At 68.9% G+C, this 19,677-nt stretch carries 19 protein-coding genes; 7 read left to right on the forward strand and 12 right to left on the reverse strand.

Annotation, left to right across the window (positions count from 1 at the left end):
• Nucleotides 1–145 precede the first annotated feature (145 nt).
• The gene (locus tag ASD93_RS13310) at nt 146–1,573 is read right to left on the reverse strand and encodes a CCA tRNA nucleotidyltransferase (protein WP_056123449.1); all 1,428 of its coding nucleotides are present in this window, start codon (nt 1,571–1,573) and stop codon (nt 146–148) included.
• Nucleotides 1,574–1,692: 119 nt separating this feature from the next.
• On the reverse strand, nt 1,693–3,210 hold the full coding sequence (locus ASD93_RS13315) for a methyltransferase (protein ID WP_056123454.1): 1,518 nt from the start codon (nt 3,208–3,210) through the stop codon (nt 1,693–1,695).
• 118 nt (nt 3,211–3,328) lie between these two features.
• Here ASD93_RS13315 and ASD93_RS13320 point away from each other — a divergent pair, with 118 nt between their 5' ends.
• The 5 genes from ASD93_RS13320 to ASD93_RS13340 all read left to right on the forward strand — a co-directional run bounded on the left by ASD93_RS13320 (nt 3,329) and on the right by ASD93_RS13340 (nt 9,232).
• Nucleotides 3,329–5,500 carry a DUF6049 family protein gene (locus ASD93_RS13320; RefSeq protein WP_056123458.1) on the forward strand — a complete coding sequence of 724 codons (2,172 nt, stop codon included), beginning with the start codon at nt 3,329–3,331 and terminating at the stop codon, nt 5,498–5,500.
• Complete coding sequence (gene murJ / locus ASD93_RS13325) at nt 5,497–7,113, forward strand: murein biosynthesis integral membrane protein MurJ (RefSeq protein WP_056123460.1); 1,617 nt, start codon at nt 5,497–5,499, stop codon at nt 7,111–7,113. The genes ASD93_RS13320 and murJ overlap by 4 nt, the downstream gene beginning before the upstream one ends.
• A 112-nt stretch (nt 7,114–7,225) precedes the next feature.
• Nucleotides 7,226–8,212, forward strand: a complete 987-nt coding sequence (gene trxB, locus ASD93_RS13330) for a thioredoxin-disulfide reductase (protein ID WP_056123463.1) — start codon at nt 7,226–7,228, stop codon at nt 8,210–8,212.
• Nucleotides 8,213–8,289: 77 nt separating this feature from the next.
• Complete coding sequence (trxA, locus tag ASD93_RS13335; protein WP_056123466.1) at nt 8,290–8,613, forward strand: thioredoxin; 324 nt, start codon at nt 8,290–8,292, stop codon at nt 8,611–8,613.
• Between the two features lie 202 nt (nt 8,614–8,815).
• Nucleotides 8,816–9,232: a YciI family protein gene (locus ASD93_RS13340; RefSeq protein ID WP_056123469.1), complete on the forward strand. Its 417-nt coding sequence runs from the start codon at nt 8,816–8,818 to the stop codon at nt 9,230–9,232.
• 13 nt (nt 9,233–9,245) lie between these two features.
• On the opposite strand, the gene ASD93_RS13345 is transcribed toward ASD93_RS13340, so the two are convergent.
• Entirely contained in the window at nt 9,246–9,593 is a 348-nt protein-coding gene (locus ASD93_RS13345; protein ID WP_056123472.1) for a hypothetical protein, read from the reverse strand.
• 71 nt (nt 9,594–9,664) lie between these two features.
• Between ASD93_RS13345 and ASD93_RS13350 the strand changes: the two genes are divergently transcribed.
• Nucleotides 9,665–10,927 carry an RNA polymerase sigma factor gene (locus tag ASD93_RS13350; RefSeq protein WP_056123476.1) on the forward strand — a complete coding sequence of 421 codons (1,263 nt, stop codon included), beginning with the start codon at nt 9,665–9,667 and terminating at the stop codon, nt 10,925–10,927.
• Here ASD93_RS13350 and ASD93_RS13355 read toward each other — a convergent pair.
• The 9 genes from ASD93_RS13355 to rpmH form a co-directional block, all read right to left on the reverse strand.
• Complete coding sequence (locus ASD93_RS13355; protein WP_056123479.1) at nt 10,919–11,890, reverse strand: ParB/RepB/Spo0J family partition protein; 972 nt, start codon at nt 11,888–11,890, stop codon at nt 10,919–10,921. The genes ASD93_RS13350 and ASD93_RS13355 overlap by 9 nt on opposite strands.
• Entirely contained in the window at nt 11,890–12,843 is a 954-nt protein-coding gene (locus ASD93_RS13360) for a ParA family protein (protein WP_056123482.1), read from the reverse strand. The genes ASD93_RS13355 and ASD93_RS13360 overlap by 1 nt, the downstream gene beginning before the upstream one ends.
• A gap of 384 nt (nt 12,844–13,227) precedes the next feature.
• A complete protein-coding gene (locus ASD93_RS13365; protein ID WP_056123485.1) occupies nt 13,228–13,566 on the reverse strand; it encodes a GIY-YIG nuclease family protein in 339 nt (112 codons plus the stop codon).
• A 1,000-nt stretch (nt 13,567–14,566) separates the two neighbouring features.
• A complete protein-coding gene (gene rsmG, locus ASD93_RS13370) occupies nt 14,567–15,193 on the reverse strand; it encodes a 16S rRNA (guanine(527)-N(7))-methyltransferase RsmG (protein ID WP_056123487.1) in 627 nt (208 codons plus the stop codon).
• 24 nt (nt 15,194–15,217) lie between these two features.
• Nucleotides 15,218–15,736 carry a protein jag gene (locus ASD93_RS13375; protein WP_056123490.1) on the reverse strand — a complete coding sequence of 173 codons (519 nt, stop codon included), beginning with the start codon at nt 15,734–15,736 and terminating at the stop codon, nt 15,218–15,220.
• Between the two features lie 35 nt (nt 15,737–15,771).
• Nucleotides 15,772–16,890 carry a membrane protein insertase YidC gene (gene yidC, locus ASD93_RS13380; RefSeq protein WP_056123493.1) on the reverse strand — a complete coding sequence of 373 codons (1,119 nt, stop codon included), beginning with the start codon at nt 16,888–16,890 and terminating at the stop codon, nt 15,772–15,774.
• Between the two features lie 8 nt (nt 16,891–16,898).
• The gene (gene yidD, locus ASD93_RS13385; protein ID WP_056123497.1) at nt 16,899–17,255 is read right to left on the reverse strand and encodes a membrane protein insertion efficiency factor YidD; all 357 of its coding nucleotides are present in this window, start codon (nt 17,253–17,255) and stop codon (nt 16,899–16,901) included.
• On the reverse strand, nt 17,252–17,587 hold the full coding sequence (gene rnpA / locus ASD93_RS13390) for a ribonuclease P protein component (RefSeq protein ID WP_056123499.1): 336 nt from the start codon (nt 17,585–17,587) through the stop codon (nt 17,252–17,254). Before rnpA ends, yidD begins: the two co-directional genes overlap by 4 nt.
• A gap of 10 nt (nt 17,588–17,597) precedes the next feature.
• A complete protein-coding gene (gene rpmH, locus ASD93_RS13395) occupies nt 17,598–17,735 on the reverse strand; it encodes a 50S ribosomal protein L34 (RefSeq protein ID WP_056123502.1) in 138 nt (45 codons plus the stop codon).
• 311 nt (nt 17,736–18,046) lie between these two features.
• Here rpmH and dnaA point away from each other — a divergent pair, with 311 nt between their 5' ends.
• Nucleotides 18,047–19,483, forward strand: coding sequence for a chromosomal replication initiator protein DnaA (dnaA, locus tag ASD93_RS13400; protein ID WP_056123507.1), 1,437 nt, complete (start codon nt 18,047–18,049; stop codon nt 19,481–19,483).
• Nucleotides 19,484–19,677 lie beyond the last annotated feature (194 nt).

A 19,677-nucleotide genomic window follows, 5' to 3' on the forward strand; every position in this document is an offset into this window, starting at 1 on the left:
CGATTCGTAACCAGACCGAAACCCGCCCGCGACAGAGCCGGATGCCGCATCCCGGCCCCTTCGCCTGGGCGATCTGCCCTCCGAATCCGCTGGTCCGAGGCCGAAATGCGAGAGTTCGGCGTCCGTCCGCTGCACGCCACCGGGCTCAGCCGCGGGCGGCCCACCACTCGCGCAGGCGCTGCTCGGCCTCGTCCTCGCTCACGATCCCCTCGTCAAGGCGCAGGTCGAGAAGGAACCGGTAGGCCTCGCCGACCTCACGTCCCGGCCCGATGCCGAGCACCTCCTGGATGCGGTTCCCGTCGAGCGCAGGACGCATCGCATCGAGCTGCTCTTGGGCGGCGAGCTCGGAGATGCGGCGCTCGATGTCGTCGTACGCCTTGGCCAGCCGCCCGGCCTTCCTCGCGTTGCGCGTGGTGACGTCGGCACGAGTGAGGATGTGCAGCCGCTCGAGCTCGTCGCCCGCGTCACGCACGTAGCGGCGCACGGCGGAGTCGGTCCATGCCCCTTCGGAGTAGCCGAAGAAGCGGAGGTGCAGTTCGATCAGGCGGGTCACCACGGTCGTGGTGTCGGCGTCGAACCGCAGCGCCTGGAGCCGCTTGCGGGCCAGACGCGCACCCTTGATGTCGTGGTGGTAGAACGTCACCCCGCCGTTCGGCTCCAGCCGGCGGGTCGCGGGCTTGCCGATGTCGTGCAGCAGTGCGGCCAGCCGCAGGGGCACGTCGGGAGCGGCATCCGGATGACGCGCGTGCTCCAGGTCGATCGCCTGCCGGAGCACGGTGAGCGAGTGCTCGTACACGTCCTTGTGGTGGTGGTGCTCGTCGACCTCGAGGCGCAGTGCAGGGACCTCGGGAAGGAATTCGCCGATGAGCTCTGTCTCGACGAGGAGACGGATGCCGCGCACCGGGTCGTCGGTCTGGAGCAGGCGTACGAGCTCGCCCTGGATGCGCTCGGGGCTGACGATCGACAGCGTCGCGCGCAGCTCCGCCATGGCCGCCACCGTCGCAGGATCGGGGTCGAATCCGAGCTGGGATGAGAAGCGGGCGGCGCGCAGCATCCGCAGGGGGTCGTCTCCGAAGCTGACCGCGGGTTCGGCCGGAGTGCGCAGGCGGCGGGCGACGAGGTCCTCGACCCCGCCGGTCGGGTCGACGAGAGTGCGGCCGGGGATGCGCAGCGCCATCGCGTTGACGGTGAAGTCACGGCGCACGAGGTCGGCCTCGAGCGTGTCGCCGAACTCGACGGTCGGCTTGCGGGTGACGCCGTCGTAGCTGTCGGCGCGGTACGTCGTGATCTCGACCTGCTCGCCGGCGACCTTCGCCCCGATGGTGCCGAAAGCACGGCCGATGTCCCACTGGGCGGTGCTGATGGGCTTCACGATCCGCAGGATGTCGTCGGGGCGCGCATCGGTCGTGAAGTCGAGGTCGTTCGTCGTCCGATCGAGGAGGGCGTCGCGGACCGGACCGCCCACGATCGCGAGGTCGAAGCCGGCGTCGGCGAACGCGCGCGCGAGCGTGTCGACGACGGGGGACTCGGCGAGCGCGCCGAGGCGCGCAATGCCCTCGGCCATGTTGAGCATGCTCCGAGCCTACCGAGCGGGCATCACACGAACCGCCGGGCCGCTCGGTGAAAGCAGCGGGAGAAGACGCCGGCTCAGGGCCCCTCAGGCGCCCGTCGCCCCCGAATCTCCCCTCGGATTCACGCGAACCGGAGGAACCCGGTGAAGGCCAGCTCGCGCACGCGGGGCAGCAGGTCTGCGCGCAGGCGCGCGGCATCCACCTCCATCAGCTGGGCGATGGCGTCGATGAGCGTCCCGGCGGGCAGGTCGCCGTCGCACGCGCCGACGAGTGCGGCAAGACCGGGGTCGACGCCCAGCGCGCGACCGAAGCCGCCGCCCTGACGCAGCTCGATGACCGTCGGATCCTCCTGGCCGGGAACGTGATGGCGGGCCTCGGTCACGTCGGGCGCGACGACGAAGACGGATGCCGCGACCCCGGCGTCGTCGAGGCGCACGAGCCTGTCATGAGCGGCGAGCGCGTCGGCGAGGTGCGCGCCGAGGCTGTCGCCGGAGAGCGACTGATGCAGCTTCTCGAAGCGGGAGAGCGTGGGCGCGCCGGCGGCAGGGCGCCGCAGAAGCAGATACCCGAAGCCGACCTCCGTCACCGTGCGGGACCCGAAGTCGTCGAGCCAGGCGTCGACCAGGCGCGCAAATCCCGGCGTTCCCGGAAGCGTGCCGCCGTCGCGCACCCACAATTCGGCGTACGACAGCGGGTCGAGGCTCTCGCGCTCGACGACCCACGCGTCCAGCGGCACCGGCGACTCCGCCACCCACGCACGCACGCGGGCGAGACCGTCGATCCCTCCGCGGGTCTCCCAGTTGCCCAGCAGTTGCGCGACGCCGCCGGGCGCGAGGTGCGCGCCCACTCCCCGCACGAAGGCCGCCACGACGTCGTCGCCCTCCATGCCGCCGTCGCGGTACTCGTAGGCGGGCACGTCCCCCACTCGCGGCGTGATGACGAACGGCGGGTTCGACACGATGCGATCGAACTCCTCGCCGGCGACGGGTGCGAACAGGCTGCCGAGCCGCACGTCGATCCCGTCGACTCCGTTGAGCAGCGCGTTCAGGCGGGTGAAGGAGAGCGCCCGCGCCGAGATGTCGGTCGCCGTCACACGCGTCACGCTGCGGCGAGCGCGCAGTGCCTGGATGCCGCACCCCGCGCCGATATCGAGTCCCCGCGCCGCGGGGGTCGGCAGCTGCAGGGAGGCGAGGGTGAGCGATGCGCCGCCCACGCCGAGCACGTGGTCCTCGGGGAGAGGCCCGCCCAGCGCGGCCTCGTCGAGATCGCTGGCGATCCACCACTGCCCCGCGCCGTCCGCGTCGGCGTACGACTGCGGGCGCACGACCGCGAGCGGACGCACCTCGTCGCCGATCGATGCGAGCCCCAGCGCGGCGAGGCCGGCCGCGCCGGTGCGCGGAAGGGCGCGCGTGACGGATGCCTCGGCCTGCGGCATCCCGAGCACGAGCAGCCTCCCCAGCACGGCGAGCGCGTCGGACCGTGCGCCGAGTGCGCGATCGGCCGGTGCGCGCAGGCCCCGGGCGATCGCGTCGTCCGCGGCATCTCCGAAGGCGGACCGCAGGGCCTCGGCGCTGAATCCGGCGTTGCGCAGGTCATCGGCGAGCGCGCGGCACAGGGAGGGATCGGGTTCGGGGAGCACGCGTCCATTCAATCGTGCGCCGCCGCGCGGCGTCCCGTGCCGGAACCTCCGAGGGTCGAACCGTAGAATCACAGACGATCGTGCGGTCCGGACATCGCACAGGAGCGAACCACACAGCATGACCCTGATCCCCGCGGGAACGCCCGCCCGTCGCCGCGCTTCGCGCGCCGTCGCGGTCGTGCTGGCGATCCTGACGGCTCTGGCCACTCCCGGCATCCCGGCGTTCGCCGGCACGCCCTCCCCGATCCCGACGCCCACGCCGCCGATCCCCGCCGGAACGACGGCCTTCACCCTCGCGCCGATCTCGAACGGCATCGTCTCACCGGGTGAGGCTCTCGCGGTCTCGCTGACGCTGCAGAACGAGACGGATGCCGCGACCGCCGCCGCCGTCGCGACCGTATCGCTCGGCCGCACCCCGCTGCCGGACCGGGAATCGCTCTCGGCGTGGCTCGAAGGCACGACGAGCGGCGTGCGCACCGAGGAGGTGGCGACCGCCTCGATGGAGTCGGTGCCGGCGCGTTCGCAGGCGGTGACGGCCGCGCGCGTCGAGGCGGACGATCCGTCGCTGGCCGGGCTCGCTCCCGGGGTCTATCCGCTGCTCGCCGCCTACGATTCGCCGACCGGGACCGTCACGTCGACCAGCGCCGTGATCGTTCCCGAGGCCGACCCCGGCGAGATCGGGCTCGGAGTGCTCGTGCCGATCACCGCCGGGCCGCTGTCCGCGGGCCTGCTCACCGCGGACGAGCTCGGGGAGCTCACCGCCCCGGACGGCGCGCTCACGGCGCAGCTCGACGGGGTCGAGGGAACCGCCGCCATCCTCGCGATCGATCCCGCGATCCCCGCCGCCGTGCGCGTGCTCGGCTCGTCGGCGCCGGAGTCCGCGACGGCATGGCTCGCGCGCCTCGAGGCGCTCCCGAACTCCCGTTTCGCGCTGCAGTTCGGCGACGCCGACATCGCCGCCCAGCTCGAGACCGGCCTCACCGCGCCGCTGCGGCCGACCTCGCTCACGGCGTACATGGTGCCCGAGAACTTCGTGCCCGACTCCGACACCGAGCCGACCCCCACCCCGACGCCCACGCCGGGCGCGGACCCGGACGCCCCTGTCCTGCCGACCCTCGCCGAACTGCTCGAGGTCGGACCGAACACCCGGGAGGGCGTGTACTGGCCGACCGCCGGCAGCGCCGGCCCCGCCGCGGTGGAGCAGCTGGGCGGACTCACCGTCGACGACCAGGGCTCTCTGACGGTGATCCCGTCCGCCACGACCACGGCGGGCGCCGGCGGCCAGACCGTCCGCGCGCACGGCGTCGCCGGCGATGCCTCGGTCCTGGTGTACGACTCGGACATCTCCGCCGCACTCGAGAAGGCGTCCGCACTCGATGACAACTCGCTGCGCGGGGCCGCTCTCACGCAGGCGACCGCGTACCTCGCGTTCGCCACCGCGCAGACCGACGGCGCGCCGCTGCTCGTCACGCTCGGACGCAACCCCGACCGCTCGCGCCTCGGACTCGCAGCCACCATCGGCGCCGCGCTCGACGCCCCCGGTGTCACCCCGTTCACGATCGGCGGACTCGCCAACTCCGCGACAGCCGATGTCGAGATCGAGGACGCTCCCGAGCAGTCCGCGCGGTCGGCCGCGGCATCGGCTCTCCTCGTCGAGGAGGCGGAGCTCGCCCGGTTCTCGACGATCCTCGACGACACGAGCCTTCTCACCGGTCCCGAACGCGCCGAGGTCCTGCAGCTGCTCGGCAACGCCTGGCTGGTCGACGACGTCGCATGGACGGAGGCCGTGTCGGCGCATCGCGACCAGACGGCGACGACGCTCGACTCCGTAGGACTCGTTCCGACCGCGCCCATCAGCCTGTTCGGCTCGAACGTCGGCCTGCGCTTCTGGGTGCGCAATGACCTGCCCTACCCGGTCAACCTGGTGCTGTACGTCACCCCCGACGATCTGCGGCTCGATGTGCAGCGCGCCAATCCCCTGATCGCGCAGCCGAGCAGCAACACGCGCGTCGAGGTCCCCGTGCAGGCGCGCGTCGGAAACGGCGACGTCACCCTCGACCTCCAGCTGCGCAGCCGTGCGAGCGTCGCCATCGGCGATCCCGAGTCCGTCGAGGTGAGCGTGCGCGCCGAGTGGGAGACCTTCGGCCTCGCCGCTCTCGGGATCGTGGTCGGCGCTCTGCTGCTCTTCGGCGTCGTGCGGACGGTGCGACGTATCCGTGCGCGGCGACGGGGGAAGGATGCCGCCCCCGGCGACGCGGACGCCGGGACCGAGTCGGAGGACGCGACGTGAGCATCGGACGCGCCAGCGTGCTGATCGGGGCGGGCACGATCGTCTCGCGCCTGACCGGTTTCGTGCGCACGGTCGTCCTGGTCACCGCGATCGGCTCGGTGAACAGCCGGGCCGCCGACGCGTTCGCCGTCGCGAATCAGCTGCCGAACAACATCTACGCGATCATCTCCACGGGCATCCTCACCGCCGTCATCGTTCCGCAGATCGTCAAGGCGAGCGCCGATCCGGACGGCGGCCGCCGCTTCATCTCGAAGCTCTTCACGCTGGGCACCGTGGTCATGGTGGTGACGACGGCGATCGCCGTCGTCGCGGCACCCTGGCTGGTGCAGCTCTACGCGAAGGGCTTCACGACCGAGCAGCTCGCGCTGGCGACCGCCTTCGCGTACTGGTGTCTTCCGCAGCTGTTCTTCTACGGCCTGTACGCGCTCGTGGGCGAGACGCAGAACGCGCGCCGCATCTTCGGGCCGTACACGTGGGCGCCGATCGTGAACAACGTGATCTCGATCGCCGGGTTCCTGATCTTCATCGCCCTGTTCGGCGGAGACATCACCGGGGTCGAGGAGTGGACGCCGCAGATGGTGGCGGTACTGGCCGGCACGGCCACCGTGGGGATCATCGTGCAGGCGGGCGTGCTCCTCGCGTTCTGGCGGCGCACCGGCATCCGGCTGCGACCCGACTTCCACTGGCGCGGCATCGGGCTCCGTCACATCGGCCGTCTCGCGGGGTGGACCTTCCTGATGGTGCTCGCCGGTCAGCTCGCCGGCCTGGTGCAGACGCAGATCGTCTCGGCCGCATCGGGCGACGGCGCGTCGATCGCCGTGATCGCCAATGCGTGGCTGATCTTCATGCTCCCGTACTCGATCATCGTCCTGTCCATCGGAACCCCCTATTACACCGAGCTGAGCGCGCACGCCCACGCGGGTCGCGACGATGACGTCCGCACCGACATCGGCCGGAGCATCCGCACCCTGGGGCTGTTCATCATCGTGGCCACCGCCGCCCTCGCCGTCGCCGCGGTACCCGCATCGCGCATCTTCACCAACTCGGCCGAGGATGCCGTCGCCGCCGCGGGCGTCCTGCTGTGCTTCCTGGTCAGCCTCATCCCGCTGGCCCTCCTCTTCGTGATCCAGCGCACCTTCTACGCGTACAACGACGTCGTGCGGCCGTTCATCTTCACGCTGATCCAGTGCGTGCTCGTCGTCATCACCGCGCTGGCAGCTTCGTGGGCGGTGGGAGCCGATCTGCTGCCGCTCTCGCAGCTCGCGGCCGCCGTCGCCCTCGGCCAGTCGCTGGCGGGCGTCATCCAGGTCGTCGTGGCGGCATGGCTGCTGCAGCGGCGCCTCGGCGGACTGGCGTTCGGATCGTGGATGCTGTCGCTCGGCCGATTCGCCCTGGCGGCGATCCCCTCCGCCGGCGTCGGCTGGCTCACGTTCCAGCTGCTGGGCGGGGTCGACGGGTGGACCGTCTCGGACAAGTTCCTCGGCGCCCTCGGCGCCGCGATCATCGGCATCGTCGTGCTGGTCGTCTACGCAGGCCTCCTCGCGCTCCTGCGTACTCCGGAGCTCGACACGGCGATGCGGATCGTGCGGCGCTTCCTCCCGGGCCGAGGCTGATCTGCGGCGAGGTCGCGGCGAGCCCGACACCCACCCGCTCGGAGGAATGCTCCGCGGCTACCATGTGTTGAGATATCCGGGGTCTTCGATCCCGAAACAGAAGGGGGCGCAGGTGCGTCACGTCATCATCATCGGTTCGGGTCCTGCGGGGTACACGGCGGCGATCTACGCCGCGCGTGCCAACCTGGAGCCACTCGTCGTCGCCAGTTCGGTCGAGGCCGGCGGCGATCTGATGACAACCACCGATGTCGAGAACTTCCCCGGCTTCCCCGACGGCATCCAGGGTCCCGACCTCATGACCAAGATGCAGGAGCAGGCCGAGCGCTTCGGCACCGAGGTGCTCTACGACGACGTCGTGTCGCTCGAGCTCGAGGGCGATGTCAAGAAGATCACGCTCGGCAGCGGCAAGGAGTACGAGGCCCGCTCGATCGTGTACGCGACGGGATCGGCGCACCGCAAGATCGGCATCGAGGGCGAGGAGCGCCTGTCGGGTCGCGGTGTCTCGTACTGCGCGACGTGCGACGGGTTCTTCTTCCGCGACCGCGTGATCGCGGTCGTCGGCGGCGGCGACTCCGCGATGGAGGAGGCCACCTTCCTCACCAAGTTCGCCTCGAAGGTGTACGTCATCCACCGTCGCGGCGAGCTGCGCGCCTCCAAGATCATGCAGGAGCGCGCCTTCGCCAACGAGAAGATCGAGTTCGTGTGGAACAGCGAGGTCGTCGACGTCCTCGGTGACGACGCCGTGACCGGCCTCGTGCTCGAGAACACCGTCGACGGCACCCGCAGCGACCTGGCGATCGACGGACTGTTCGTGGCGATCGGCAACGACCCCCGCACCCACCTGGTGCACGGCAAGCTCGACCTCACCCCCGAGGGCACGATCTGGGTCGACGGGCGCTCGTCGCGCACTTCGATCCCCGGTGTCTTCGCCGCGGGCGACGTCATCGATCCCACCTACCGCCAGGCCGTGACGGCCGCCGGCAGCGGCACGGTCGCTGCGCTGGACGTCGAGCACTTCCTCGCGTCCTTCGCCGAGGCGGGCGCGCCCGACGCCACGGGCGACCAGATCGAGGGTCTGCCCGAGGCCGACGCGGCCTGAGCATCGGCTGTGCGGTGGAATGATTCCGCGTAGAGCCGCGTTCGATACCACGACAGCTTCCAGCTAAGGAGAAGATGATGACCGCCAAGGCGACGACGTCCGCCACGTGGGAGCAGGATGTGCTCCAGGCCGAGGGCCCCGTGCTCGTGGACTTCTGGGCAGCGTGGTGCGGACCGTGCCGCATGGTCGCCCCCGTGCTCGATGAGATCCAGTCGGAGCACCCCGGCAAGATCACGATTCTCAAGCTCAACGTCGACGAGAATCCCGACCTGGCGATGAAGTACCAGATCACGTCGATCCCGGCGATGAAGGTCTTCCACAAGGGTGAGGTCGAGACGACGATCATCGGCGCGAAGCCGAAGTTCGCCCTCGAGAAGGATCTCGCCGCCTACATCGGCTGATTCCACGCACGTCTTCTGCCCCCTGATCCGGCTTGATGCCTGGTCAGGGGGCATTTCTCTTGCATGCCACCAGCGACATGCGATCGAAGTCTGAAGAGATTTCGGAGAGGATGTCGATCTCGGCCCTTCTCGTTCGACGCACGAAGTTGAAGGCGGCCGAGCGGCCCCGCGGGCCCCAGGCTCGTCACGAGAGGAGAACGACATGCGGTACATGCTCATCATGCAGGTGGAGCCCGAGGCGGCGGCGCGTGCCGCGCAGGAGCTCGACATGGTCGCCGTCATCGCGGCCATGGGCGCCTACAACGAGGAACTGCAGAAGGCCGGTGTGTTCCTTTCGGCGGAGGGACTCTCCGATGCGAGTGAAGGCTTCCGCGTCGATTTCGCGTCGACGCCCCCGGTGGTGACCGACGGCCCCTACGCCGAGGCGCGGGAGGTGTTCACCGGGTATTGGATCCTCGAGGTGGCCAGCCGCGAAGAGGCGGAGCACTGGGCCCGCAAGTGCCCCCTCGGACCGGGAACCGCGCTCGAGGTGCGCCGCGTCAACGAACTGTCCGACTTCGAGATGCCCGACAACGAGTGGATCTCGAAGGAGCAGGAGTGGCGCGCGGCCAACTCATAGGTCGCACAGGACCTCACGACGCGTCTGCACGCACCGTCGCATCCCAGCGACGGTGCGTGTCGGCGTCTCCGAGCAAACGCCACACCGCGCGGGTGAGCTGCGGGTAGTCGAGGGAGATCTGACGGAGAACGCGATAGTGCCGCGCCGCATTCGGTCGCGCGCCGCCGTTGGCGGCGATGTTCTCGGCCCGGAGGGTGAGGACGACGAGCTCGTCGACCGTCGGGAGGTCTTCCATGAACTCCCACGGATCTTCGCCGCCGCGCAGGCGTTCGGCGATGACGACCGCGAGTTCATCGGTCGCCTCGGCACGCAAGAGCTCGAGACTGGCCCGTCGTCGCGGGGTCTGGTGTTCCTCCGGCACTCATCCAGGGTACGACGGGTCGCGGACTTCCGGCCGCTGTTCGGGCGGGTTCGGACGCCTACGCTGGCCTCATGAGCGACGTCGACATCCACTCCCGCCGGGCCGTGGAGGCCGTGTGGCGCGAGGAGTCCGCGCGTATCGTCGCGGCACTCACGCGCCACACGGGCGACTTCGGCTGGGCAGAGGATCTCGCCCAGGACGCCCTGCTCGAGGCGATCGCGAAGTGGCCTGCCACCGGCATCCCCGACAACCCGGGCGCCTGGCTGCTCGCCGTCGCCAAGCGGCGCGCGATCGACGGGTGGCGCCGGCGCGAGCGTCTTGCGGCGCGGGAGCCTCTCTTCGGGACGGACGTGCTCGAGGCGGAGCGCAGCGATGACGTGCCGGCACTCGGCGATCCCGACCGCATCGACGACGACGTGCTGCGGCTCGTCTTCGTCGCGTGCCATCCCATCCTCACGCCGCAAGCCCGTCTCGCTCTGACCCTGCGCACGGTGGCAGGGCTCACGACCGAGCAGATCGGCCGTGCGCTGCTCATGACCGTGCCCACGGTGCAGCAGCGGATCGTCCGCGCGAAGAAGTCGCTCGCCGAGGCATCCGTGCCGTTCGAGGTTCCCGGGCGCGCAGAACGCCCCGCGCGGCTCGCGAGCGTGCTGCAGGTGATCTACCTGCTGTTCACCGAGGGGTACGCCGCCGCCGCCGGGGATCAGCCGATTCGGCCGGAAGTGGCCCGTGAGGCGGTCCGGCTCGCGCGTCAGCTGCGGGCGCTCATGCCCAGGGAGACCGAGATCGATGCGCTCATCGCCCTCATGGAGTTCCAGTCGTCGCGCTTCGCCACCCGCGCGGGAGCCGACGGACTGCCGCTGACGCTCGCCGAGCAGGATCGTCGTCGGTGGGATCGATCCGCCATCGCACGGGGGCGGGCGGCCATGGGGAGAGCGGCTGCCGCGCCCCGCGGCCTCGGGTACTACGGCCTGCAGGCGGCGATCGCGGAGTGCCACGCAGTCGCACCCGCCTTCGAGGAGACCGACTGGAACCGCATCGTGCGCCTCTACGACGCGCTGGACGAGCTCGCGCCTTCCCCCGTCGTCCGGCTCAACCGCGCCGTTGCCGTCTCGATGGCGGAGGGCCCTGGGGCCGCTCTGGCCGACGTCGATGCACTCGCGCCCGAGCTCGCCGACTTCCGGCCGTTCCACGCGGTGCGCGCCGAGCTGCTCGAACGCCTGGGAGACACGGATGCCGCCGCCGACGCCTTCGTCACGGCTGCCGCCCTCCCGGGAAATGAACCCGAGGCGGCGTTGCTGCGAAGAAGGGCGGCCGCACTCGGGTCAGGCTGAGCCGTAGCCGGTCTCGCCGATCTCCTCGAGGATGCGATTCAGATCCTGAATGCTGGCGAAATCGATGCTGACCTGGCCTTTTCGTGCCGTCAGTGAGATGCGCACCCGCGTGTTCAGTCGATCACCGAGACGCTCGGCCACCTCGTCGAGGTGTGCACGCCGTGCGCCGGCCTGAGGCTTCGAGGGTCGAGCGGATGCGGCATCCGGTCCCTTTGCCGCCGCCTCGGCGGCGCGGACGGACAGATCCTCGTTCACGATCTTGTCGGCGAGGCGCTGCATCGCCTCGGGGGTGTCGAGCGACAGGATGGCGCGCGCGTGGCCGGCGGTGAGGACGCCCGCGGCAACGCGCTGCTGCACCGGAACGGGCAGCTTGAGGAGACGGATGGTGTTGCTGATCTGCGGACGCGAACGGCCGATGCGGCTTGCGAGCTCCTCCTGCGTGATGCCGAAGTCTTCGAGGAGCTGCTGGTACGCGGATGCCTCTTCGAGCGGGTTCAGCTCGGAGCGGTGAAGGTTCTCCAGAAGGGCGTCGCGGAGCAGATGCTCGTCCGCCGTCTCGCGGATGACGGCCGGAATCGAGGTGAGGCCCGCCTCGCGCGCCGCGCGCGTGCGTCGCTCACCCATGATGAGCTCGTACTGCCCGTCCTCGTTGGCGCGGACGACGACCGGCTGGAGCACCCCGAACTCGCGGACGCTGTGGACGAGCTCCGCGAGATCCTCGGCATTGAAGTGCGTCCGCGGCTGCCGGGGATTCGGAACGATCGAGTGCGGATCGACGTGCGCGAGGCGAGCGCCGGGAACCTGGACCAGCGCCTCGACCGCTTCCGCGTCGCCGTCGTCCTCAGGAACGTCGGCCGTCGTGACGGCACGGGGGAAGAACACGTCGGACGGGCGGTCCTCCGCGGCTTCTGCCGTGGGGATCAATGCCCCAATACCGCGTCCGAGGCCTGTGCGCTTGGCCATCAGGCGCTCCCTTCGATGTTCGAGTCGACATGTGCGGCGGCGACGGTGCCGTCGCGGCGGATGAGTTCGACCGCGGCTTCGCGGTAGGCGACGGCGCCGGCGGAGTGTCCGTCGTAGGCGATGACGGTCTGTCCGAAGCTGGGCGCCTCGGACACGCGCACCGAACGAGGGATGACAGTGTCGAGGACCTCGCGCGCGAAGTGCTCGCGGACCTCGTCTGCCACCTGCTGCGCCAGGCGGGTGCGCCCGTCGTACATGGTCAGCAGGATGCTCGACAGTGTCAGACCGGGGTTGAGATGCTTCTGGATCATGCGGACGGTTCCGAGCAGCTGACTCAGGCCCTCCAGCGCGTAGTACTCGCACTGGATGGGGATGAGCAGCTCGCTGGCCGCGGTGAACGCATTGATCGTGAGCAGGCCGAGTGACGGCGGGCAGTCGATCAGGACGAAGTCGAGCCGGTGATCGGGGTTCGCGAGGTACTCGTCGAGCGCTGTCTTCAGGCGGTGCTCGCGAGCGACCTGCGAGACGAGCTCGATCTCGGCGCCGGCCAGGTGGATCGTGCTCGGCGCGCAGAGGAGATTGGGCGATTCCGGACTGGTCTGGACGATGTCCGCGATGGGGAAGTCGTCGATGAGAACGTCGTAGATGCTGGGGATGTCGGCGGTGTGAGGCACGCCGAGTGCGGTCGAGGCGTTCCCCTGAGGGTCGAGGTCGATGACCAGGACGCGGGCGCCGACGGCAGCGAGGGCGGCGGCGATGTTCACCGTCGTGGTGGTCTTTCCCACCCCGCCCTTCTGGTTCGACACCGTCAAAACGCGGGTACGGCCGGAAAGCTGGACGTCAGCGCTCTCGAGGGCGCGGCGTCGAGCGGAAAGATCCGCGAGTTCGCGTGCGAGAGGGGTGTCGTCGAACGAGAAGGATGCCGCGGCGCCGGTCTCGTCGGGCTGTTTCACGTGAAACACTCTCCCTCTCGCGAGCCGATCAACAACGTCCCCTACTCTATCCCGCCCCCACCCCGCGCCCTTCCCGCTTCCAACGATGCCCGAACCTCGATCTGCGCCACGCCCGCYGGTCGAGTAGGCCGCGAAGCGGCCATATCGAGACCCCCACCGCACCCGCACACCCATCCCGCCGGTCGAGTAGGCCGCGAAGCGGCCGTATCGAGACCCYGCACCCCGACACCGCTCCGCMAGCMCCGCATTCGCGGAATGTTTCACGTGAAACGGCCCACCCCATCCACCGCCACCACCCCACCGGTCRAGCCCGAACCACCACCCCGCCGGTCGAGTAGGCCGCGAAGCGGCCATATCGAGACCCTCGATCTTCCAGTGAATTGGCTACTCGCCCGCGGGCAGTGTTTCGCTCACAGCCTCCCTCCGCGCGCACTTCCCGGCGCCACGGAACTTCTTCCGGCTCAACGCTGGGAGCATCTCAAGCTGCCCCTTCACCAACGCCAGTCGTTTCGCGCGACCCCACCCTTGCACCTGCTTCTCTCTGCGGTACGCCTCGTCCACGCGGTCGAACGTCTCGAAGTACAACAGACGCACGGGCAGACGGGTGCGTGTGTATGCGGAGCCTTCACCATCACCGTGCTGGGCGAGTCGATGCTCCAGGTTTCGCGTGCTTCCGACGTAGAGGGACCGATCCGAGCACTCGAGGATGTACATGTACGGCATCCGGCAAGAGTGGCGTTCGACGTAGCGCGTATCGGCAACCGCGGACGCTCTGGGGATCAGACGGCGTACACGGGTGGGGGGGAGGATCCGAGGACCTCGCCGGCACGGGATCTCGATACACCCTCCGGGCTACTCGAACGGCGGGCCGGCGGGCACTCACACGGCGACATGTTTCACGTGAAACATCCACCCGAACCCGCCCGGTGGACGGGGAGGCAGCGANCCCTCCGGGCTACTCGAACGGCGGGCCGGCGGGCACTCACACGGCGACATGTTTCACGTGAAACATCCACCCGAACCCGCCCGGTGGACGGGGAGGCAGCGAAGTTGCCGTRKCGAGACCACACACCCGGGATCTCGATACACCCTCCGGGCTACTCGAACGGCGGGCCGGCGGGCACTCACACGGCGACATGTTTCCCGTGAAACATCCACCCGAACCCGCCCGGTGGACGGGGAGGCAGCGAAGTTGCCGTAGCGAGACCACACACCCGGGATCTCGATACGCCCTCCGGGCTACTCGATCGGCGGGCCGGCGAGTACTCACACGGCGACATGTTTCCCGTGAAACATCCACGCGAACCCACCCGGGGATGGGGAGGCAGCGAGGGTGCCGCATCCAGACCACGCAGCGGATCTCGATACGCCCCCGGGCTACTCGAACGGCGGGCCGGCGGGCACTCACACGGCGACATGTTTCACGTGAAACATCCACCCGAACCCGCCCGGTGGACGGGGAGGCAGCGACGAACGGCGGGCCGGCGGGCACTCACACGGCGACATGTTTCACGTGAAACATCCACCCGAACCCGCCCGGTGGACGGGGAGGCAGCGAAGCTGCCGTAGCGAGACCACACACCCGGGATCTCGATACGCCCTCCGGGCTACTCGAACCGAGGGAGTGGGTGGACGCCCGGGATCGTAATCGGGCGCGACACTGGGGCAGGCGGGACGCGCCGGGCACCGGGAGGGGCGGGAACGCGCCGGGGAACCCCTGGAGTCAGCGGACCGTCGCGCGAATCACGCGGGACGGCTCGGTGAGAACGCCCTCGCCCACCACTTCGACACGAGCGTCCCTCACACGGAACTTGCGGAGCTGCTTCTCTGCCGCGTCGATCTCGTTCGCGGCACTCGCGCCCTTGAGCAGGATCAGCTCGCCACCGTCCCGTACCAGGGGAGCGGTGATCGGCACCAGGGTGCGCAGGGCGCTCACCGCTCGGGCAGTCACGGCGTCGAGGACCGGCCCACCCTTCCATTCCTCGGCGCGAGCCCTGACGACCTCCACGTTGTCGAGTGAGAGGGCGTTGACCTGCTCGTCGAGCCATGCGACGCGACGCTCCATCGGTTCGATGAGCACCCACTGAATGTCAGGCCGCGCGATCGCCAGCACGAGACCGGGCAAACCCGCGCCCGAACCGATGTCGCCGACACGGCCGGGGGAGAACAGCGGAGCAATGATCGCGCTGTTGAGAATATGCCGCGACCACAGCCGCGGCGGCTCCAGTGGCCCGATGAGGCCGCGCTCTTCGCCGTGCTCGCCCAGCGCCGCCGTGAACTGGCGCGCGACGTCGATACGGTCGCCGAACACGAGGGCTGCGGCAGCCGGCTCCGACTCGATTTCGATCATGGATGTTTCACGTGAAACGTCGCGTCACGCGCGACGGATCACCGTGTGCCGATCGGCACCTTCGCCGTATGACTCCGACACGAAGCCGCGATCCGAGACGATGTCGTGCACGAGCTTGCGCTCGTAGCTCGACATCGCGGGCAGCGAAGCCTGCGACGCACCGCCTTCGAGCCGCTCGATCGCGCGATCCACGAGCGTCGCCAGCTGCTGCTGACGTGTGTCGCGGGACCCGCCGACGTCGAGGATGAGACGCGAGAAGCGTCCGGTGCCGTTCTGCACCGCAATCCGGGTCAGCTCCTGCAGCGCCTGCACCGTGTCGGGGTCCGCGATCAGTGACACCGACCCACCCTCCGGCGCCTCGACGGAGACATAGGCGCGACCGCCCTTGACGTCGAGGTCGAGGTCGCCGTCGATGTCGGCGATGTCGAGCAGACCCTCGAGGAAGTCGGCCGCGATGTCGCCTTCCTGCTCGAGCTGCTCGACGGTCGCCGGCTCGCGCTCGGCGCGCACGTCGGTAGGGGCGTACTCAGGGGTGCTGGTCATGATGTCCTCGGGTCGATCGAAGCTGAGTAGGGGGATCAGGATGCCGGGCCGCTGCCGGCACCGGACTGATCGGCGCCGCCCGGCTTGGGGTTCGGCTTCTGACCCTGCTTCTTGGCGCGCTGCTTGCTCACCGGCTGCTGACGCTTCGGTGCGGCCGCGCGGGCCTGCTCAGCCTCTTCGTACAGGCGCTGCTGCTCGGCGACGTACTTCTCCATGGGCACGACCTTGCCGGTCGCATCGAGGGCCTTGCCCTTGCGGGCCAGGCGCTCTTCACGCTCCTTGGCGGCCTCCGAACCGGGGGTGGGCATCTCGCGGATGACCAGGAACTGCTGACCCATGGTCCAGAGGTTCGAGACGAACCAGTAGATGACGACGCCGAGCGGGAAGAAGACACCCGAGAAGACGAACGCGAAGGGGAGCACCCAGAGCATGATCTTCTGCATCTGGTACGCCTGGCCGGTCTTGGCCTCGGGGGAGAGGTTCTTCGAAATGATCTGCAGCTGGGTGAAGAACTGCGACGCGATCATCAGCACGACCAGGGTCGCCAGGATGGCGATCGCCGCGGTGTTGCCGGTGTTGACAGCGTCGATGAGCGTCTCGTGCAGCGACGCCACTCCGAAGAGCTTGGCGTTGTAGAACTCCGCCGTGAGCTCCGCGTTCAGCAGGCCGACACCGCCGATGCCAGCGTTGTAGTGCTTGGTCACGTCGTTGAGCACACTGAACAGGGCGAAGAAGATCGGCATCTGCACGAGCAGCGGAAGGCAGCTCGACACCGGGGTCGTGCCGTGCTTCTTGTACAGCGCCATGGTCTCGCGGCTCATCGCCTCGCGGGAGAGCTGATCGCGCTTGCCCTTGTACTTCTCCTGAACTTTTCGCAGTTCAGGGGCGATTTCCATCATCTTGCGCTGGCTCTTGATCTGCCGCACGAAGAGCGGAATCAGAGCCGATCGCACGACGACCACGAGGCCGACGATGGAGAGCACCCAGGTGATGCCGTCGGCGGGCGGAAGCCCGATCGCGGTGAAGAGCCAGTGCCATGCGACGAGCACGGCCTCGACGGCCCACTTGAGCGGCCACAGGATGATCCCGATGAGATCGAAGCCACCGCCCGTGGCTGCCGCGGGTGTGGGGGTGGAGGCCAGCAGAAGATCCATGCGGAGGATCAGTCCTTTCCGGTGGGGGCGGGCACGACGAAACCGTGAGGGGTCAGTGCGTGCCGGAAGTGCGAGTGCGGCGGAACGTCGTCGACGCCGCCGACGGCCCAGGGGTGGCAGCGAGCCAGGCGGGCGGCGGTGAGCGCCGCGCCCTTGACGGCACCATGCTGCTGAACCGCGCCGACGGCGTAGGCCGAGCACGACGGGTAGTACTTGCAGACGTCGCCGTACGTGTGAGAGATCGTGGCGCGGTATCCGTGCAGGAACGCGAGCACCGCGTTGCGCGGGAGCAGCGGCAGACTGCGCGGCAGATCTGATGCCTCGAGGCCGGCGTCGCCGATCGCATAGGCGGGCAGGACGCTCATGCGGCCCTCCGAGCCAAGCACTGCACGACCTCGTCGCGCAGTTCGCCGAACGGCACGGATGCTGCGCTCGGCAGGGCGCGGATCACGATGTCGTTGCCCGCGGCGACGCTCGGCAGCGCCTCGGCGCACAGGGCCTTGAGCCGGCGCCGGACGGTATTGCGCACGACAGCGCCCCCGACCTGGCGGCTGACGATGAAACCGAAACGCGCCGGGCCCTCGGCCACGGCGGGTTTCACATAGGTGACGGTGTGCGCACCGGCGCAACGACGACCCCGACGGACGACGGCCTTGTATTCCGCCCCGCGGGTGAGTCGGTTCGGCCTCGCCAGCACCGCTCGGAGGTCAGGCCGAGAGCTCGGTGCGGCCCTTGCCGCGACGAGCCGAGAGGATGGCGCGACCGGCGCGGGTGCGCATGCGGGCACGGAAACCGTGCTTCTTCGCGCGACGGCGGTTGTTGGGCTGGAAGGTGCGCTTGGTCATGGGATCACTTCCGGATCAGGTGTCACCGGGAAGATGAGACCGGAGACGTACGTACAAGGGGACTGCCACATGGGCATAAGTCAACCGATTTAGCGTACGCCGAGCGGCCTGAGAACTCAAACCGAGAACACTGTGAACGGCATTATGCCGGGGAGGTGGCATCCGGCCTGGCAACGACACACCCGCTCGATCTACAGTGGAGTTTGCTCAGGAGGCGCCCGCTGACCTAGCGTGTCCCCGGCACTTATCCACAGGCTCCGGCGTGTACTTTCCGCGGGTTCCGATGGAATCATCAACAACCCGGGGGACCCATGTCACCGCACGAAATTCCAGATGTCCCGGTCTGGTCCAGCGTGCTCGACGAGCTCTCGCGCGACGAGCGCATCACGCCGCAGCTGCAGGGGTTCCTGAGTCTGGCCGTGCCGCAGGGGGTGATGGGCGGAACGCTCTACCTCGACGTTCCCAACGATCTCACCGCCGCGCAGTTCACCAAGCGCATGCGCACACCGATCATGGAGGCCCTCGCCCGCGTCGAGCAGGACTCCCCTCAGCCGACGAGCACGTTCCGGGTCGTGGTCAATCCCGAGCTCGCCGACGCCCACTTGACCGCGCCGATCTCCGTGCACGTCGATTCGCCCTCGGCTCCCGCGTCGGCCCCGGCCGGACGATCGCCCATGGACGAAACAGCGGATGCTGCGCCCCCCGTCTCACGCAGCGACACACGACTGAACCCGAAGTACACCTTCGACAACTTCGTCATCGGCCAGTCCAACCGATTCGCCCATGCCGCCGCGGTCGCCGTGGCCGAGGCGCCCGCGAAGGCATACAACCCGCTGTTCATCTACGGGGACTCGGGTCTGGGCAAGACGCACCTTCTCCACGCCATCGGCGACTACGCGATGAGCCTGTATTCCGGCATCCGCGTCCGTTACGTCTCGAGCGAGGAGTTCACCAACGACTTCATCAACTCGATCGCCAACAACCGCGGGTCCGCGTTCCAGGCGCGCTATCGCGATGTCGACATCCTCCTGATCGACGACATCCAGTTCCTCCAGGGTCGCGCGGAGACGCAGGAGGCGTTCTTCCACACCTTCAACACGCTGCACGACCACGACAAGCAGGTCGTTATCACGAGCGATGTGCCGCCGAAGCATCTGACGGGCTTCGAGGACCGCATGCGCAGCCGGTTCGAGTGGGGACTCATCACCGATGTGCAGGCTCCCGACCTCGAGACGCGCATCGCGATTCTCCGCAAGAAGGCGCAGTCCGAGCGGCTCCACATCCCCGACGAGGTGCTGGAGTACATCGCGACGGTCGTCTCCAGCAACATCCGCGAGCTCGAAGGCGCGCTCATCCGTGTGTCGGCGTTCGCGAGCCTCAACCGCTCGACGCTCGACATGTCCCTCGCTCAGACCGTCCTGCGCGACATCGTCGATCAGGACGACGCGAACGTCATCTCGCCGACCGACATCATCACGGCCACCGCCGCCTACTTCAAGCTCACGGTCGACGACCTCTACGGCTCGAGCCGGTCGCAGTCCGTCGCGACCGCACGGCAGATCGCCATGTACCTGTGTCGTGAACGCACCAGCCTCTCGCTGCCGAAGATCGGCCAGCTGTTCGGAAACCGCGATCACACGACCGTGATGTACGCATACAAGAAGATCAGCGACCTCATGAAAGAGCGCCGCTCGATCTACAACCAGGTGACCGAGATCACCACGCAGCTCGGCCGCAACGGCCGCTGAGATCACCCGCGGTGATATACCGCGAAAAGTTCTTGACACCGGAAGATGAGAGCGCCATCATTTGCGTTCTTCACAGTGTGGAAAACCTGTGGATAACTCGCCGGCTCTGCGGAGAATCTGTCGGCGGCGCGTCACAGCCTGTGGATGAATCGGAATGCGGGGTCGCCCGCGGAATCTCCGTCCGGAGAGCCCTC

Origin of the sequence: Microbacterium sp. Root180 (genome assembly GCF_001428485.1) — a bacterium.
Lineage (GTDB): Bacteria > Actinomycetota > Actinomycetes > Actinomycetales > Microbacteriaceae > Microbacterium.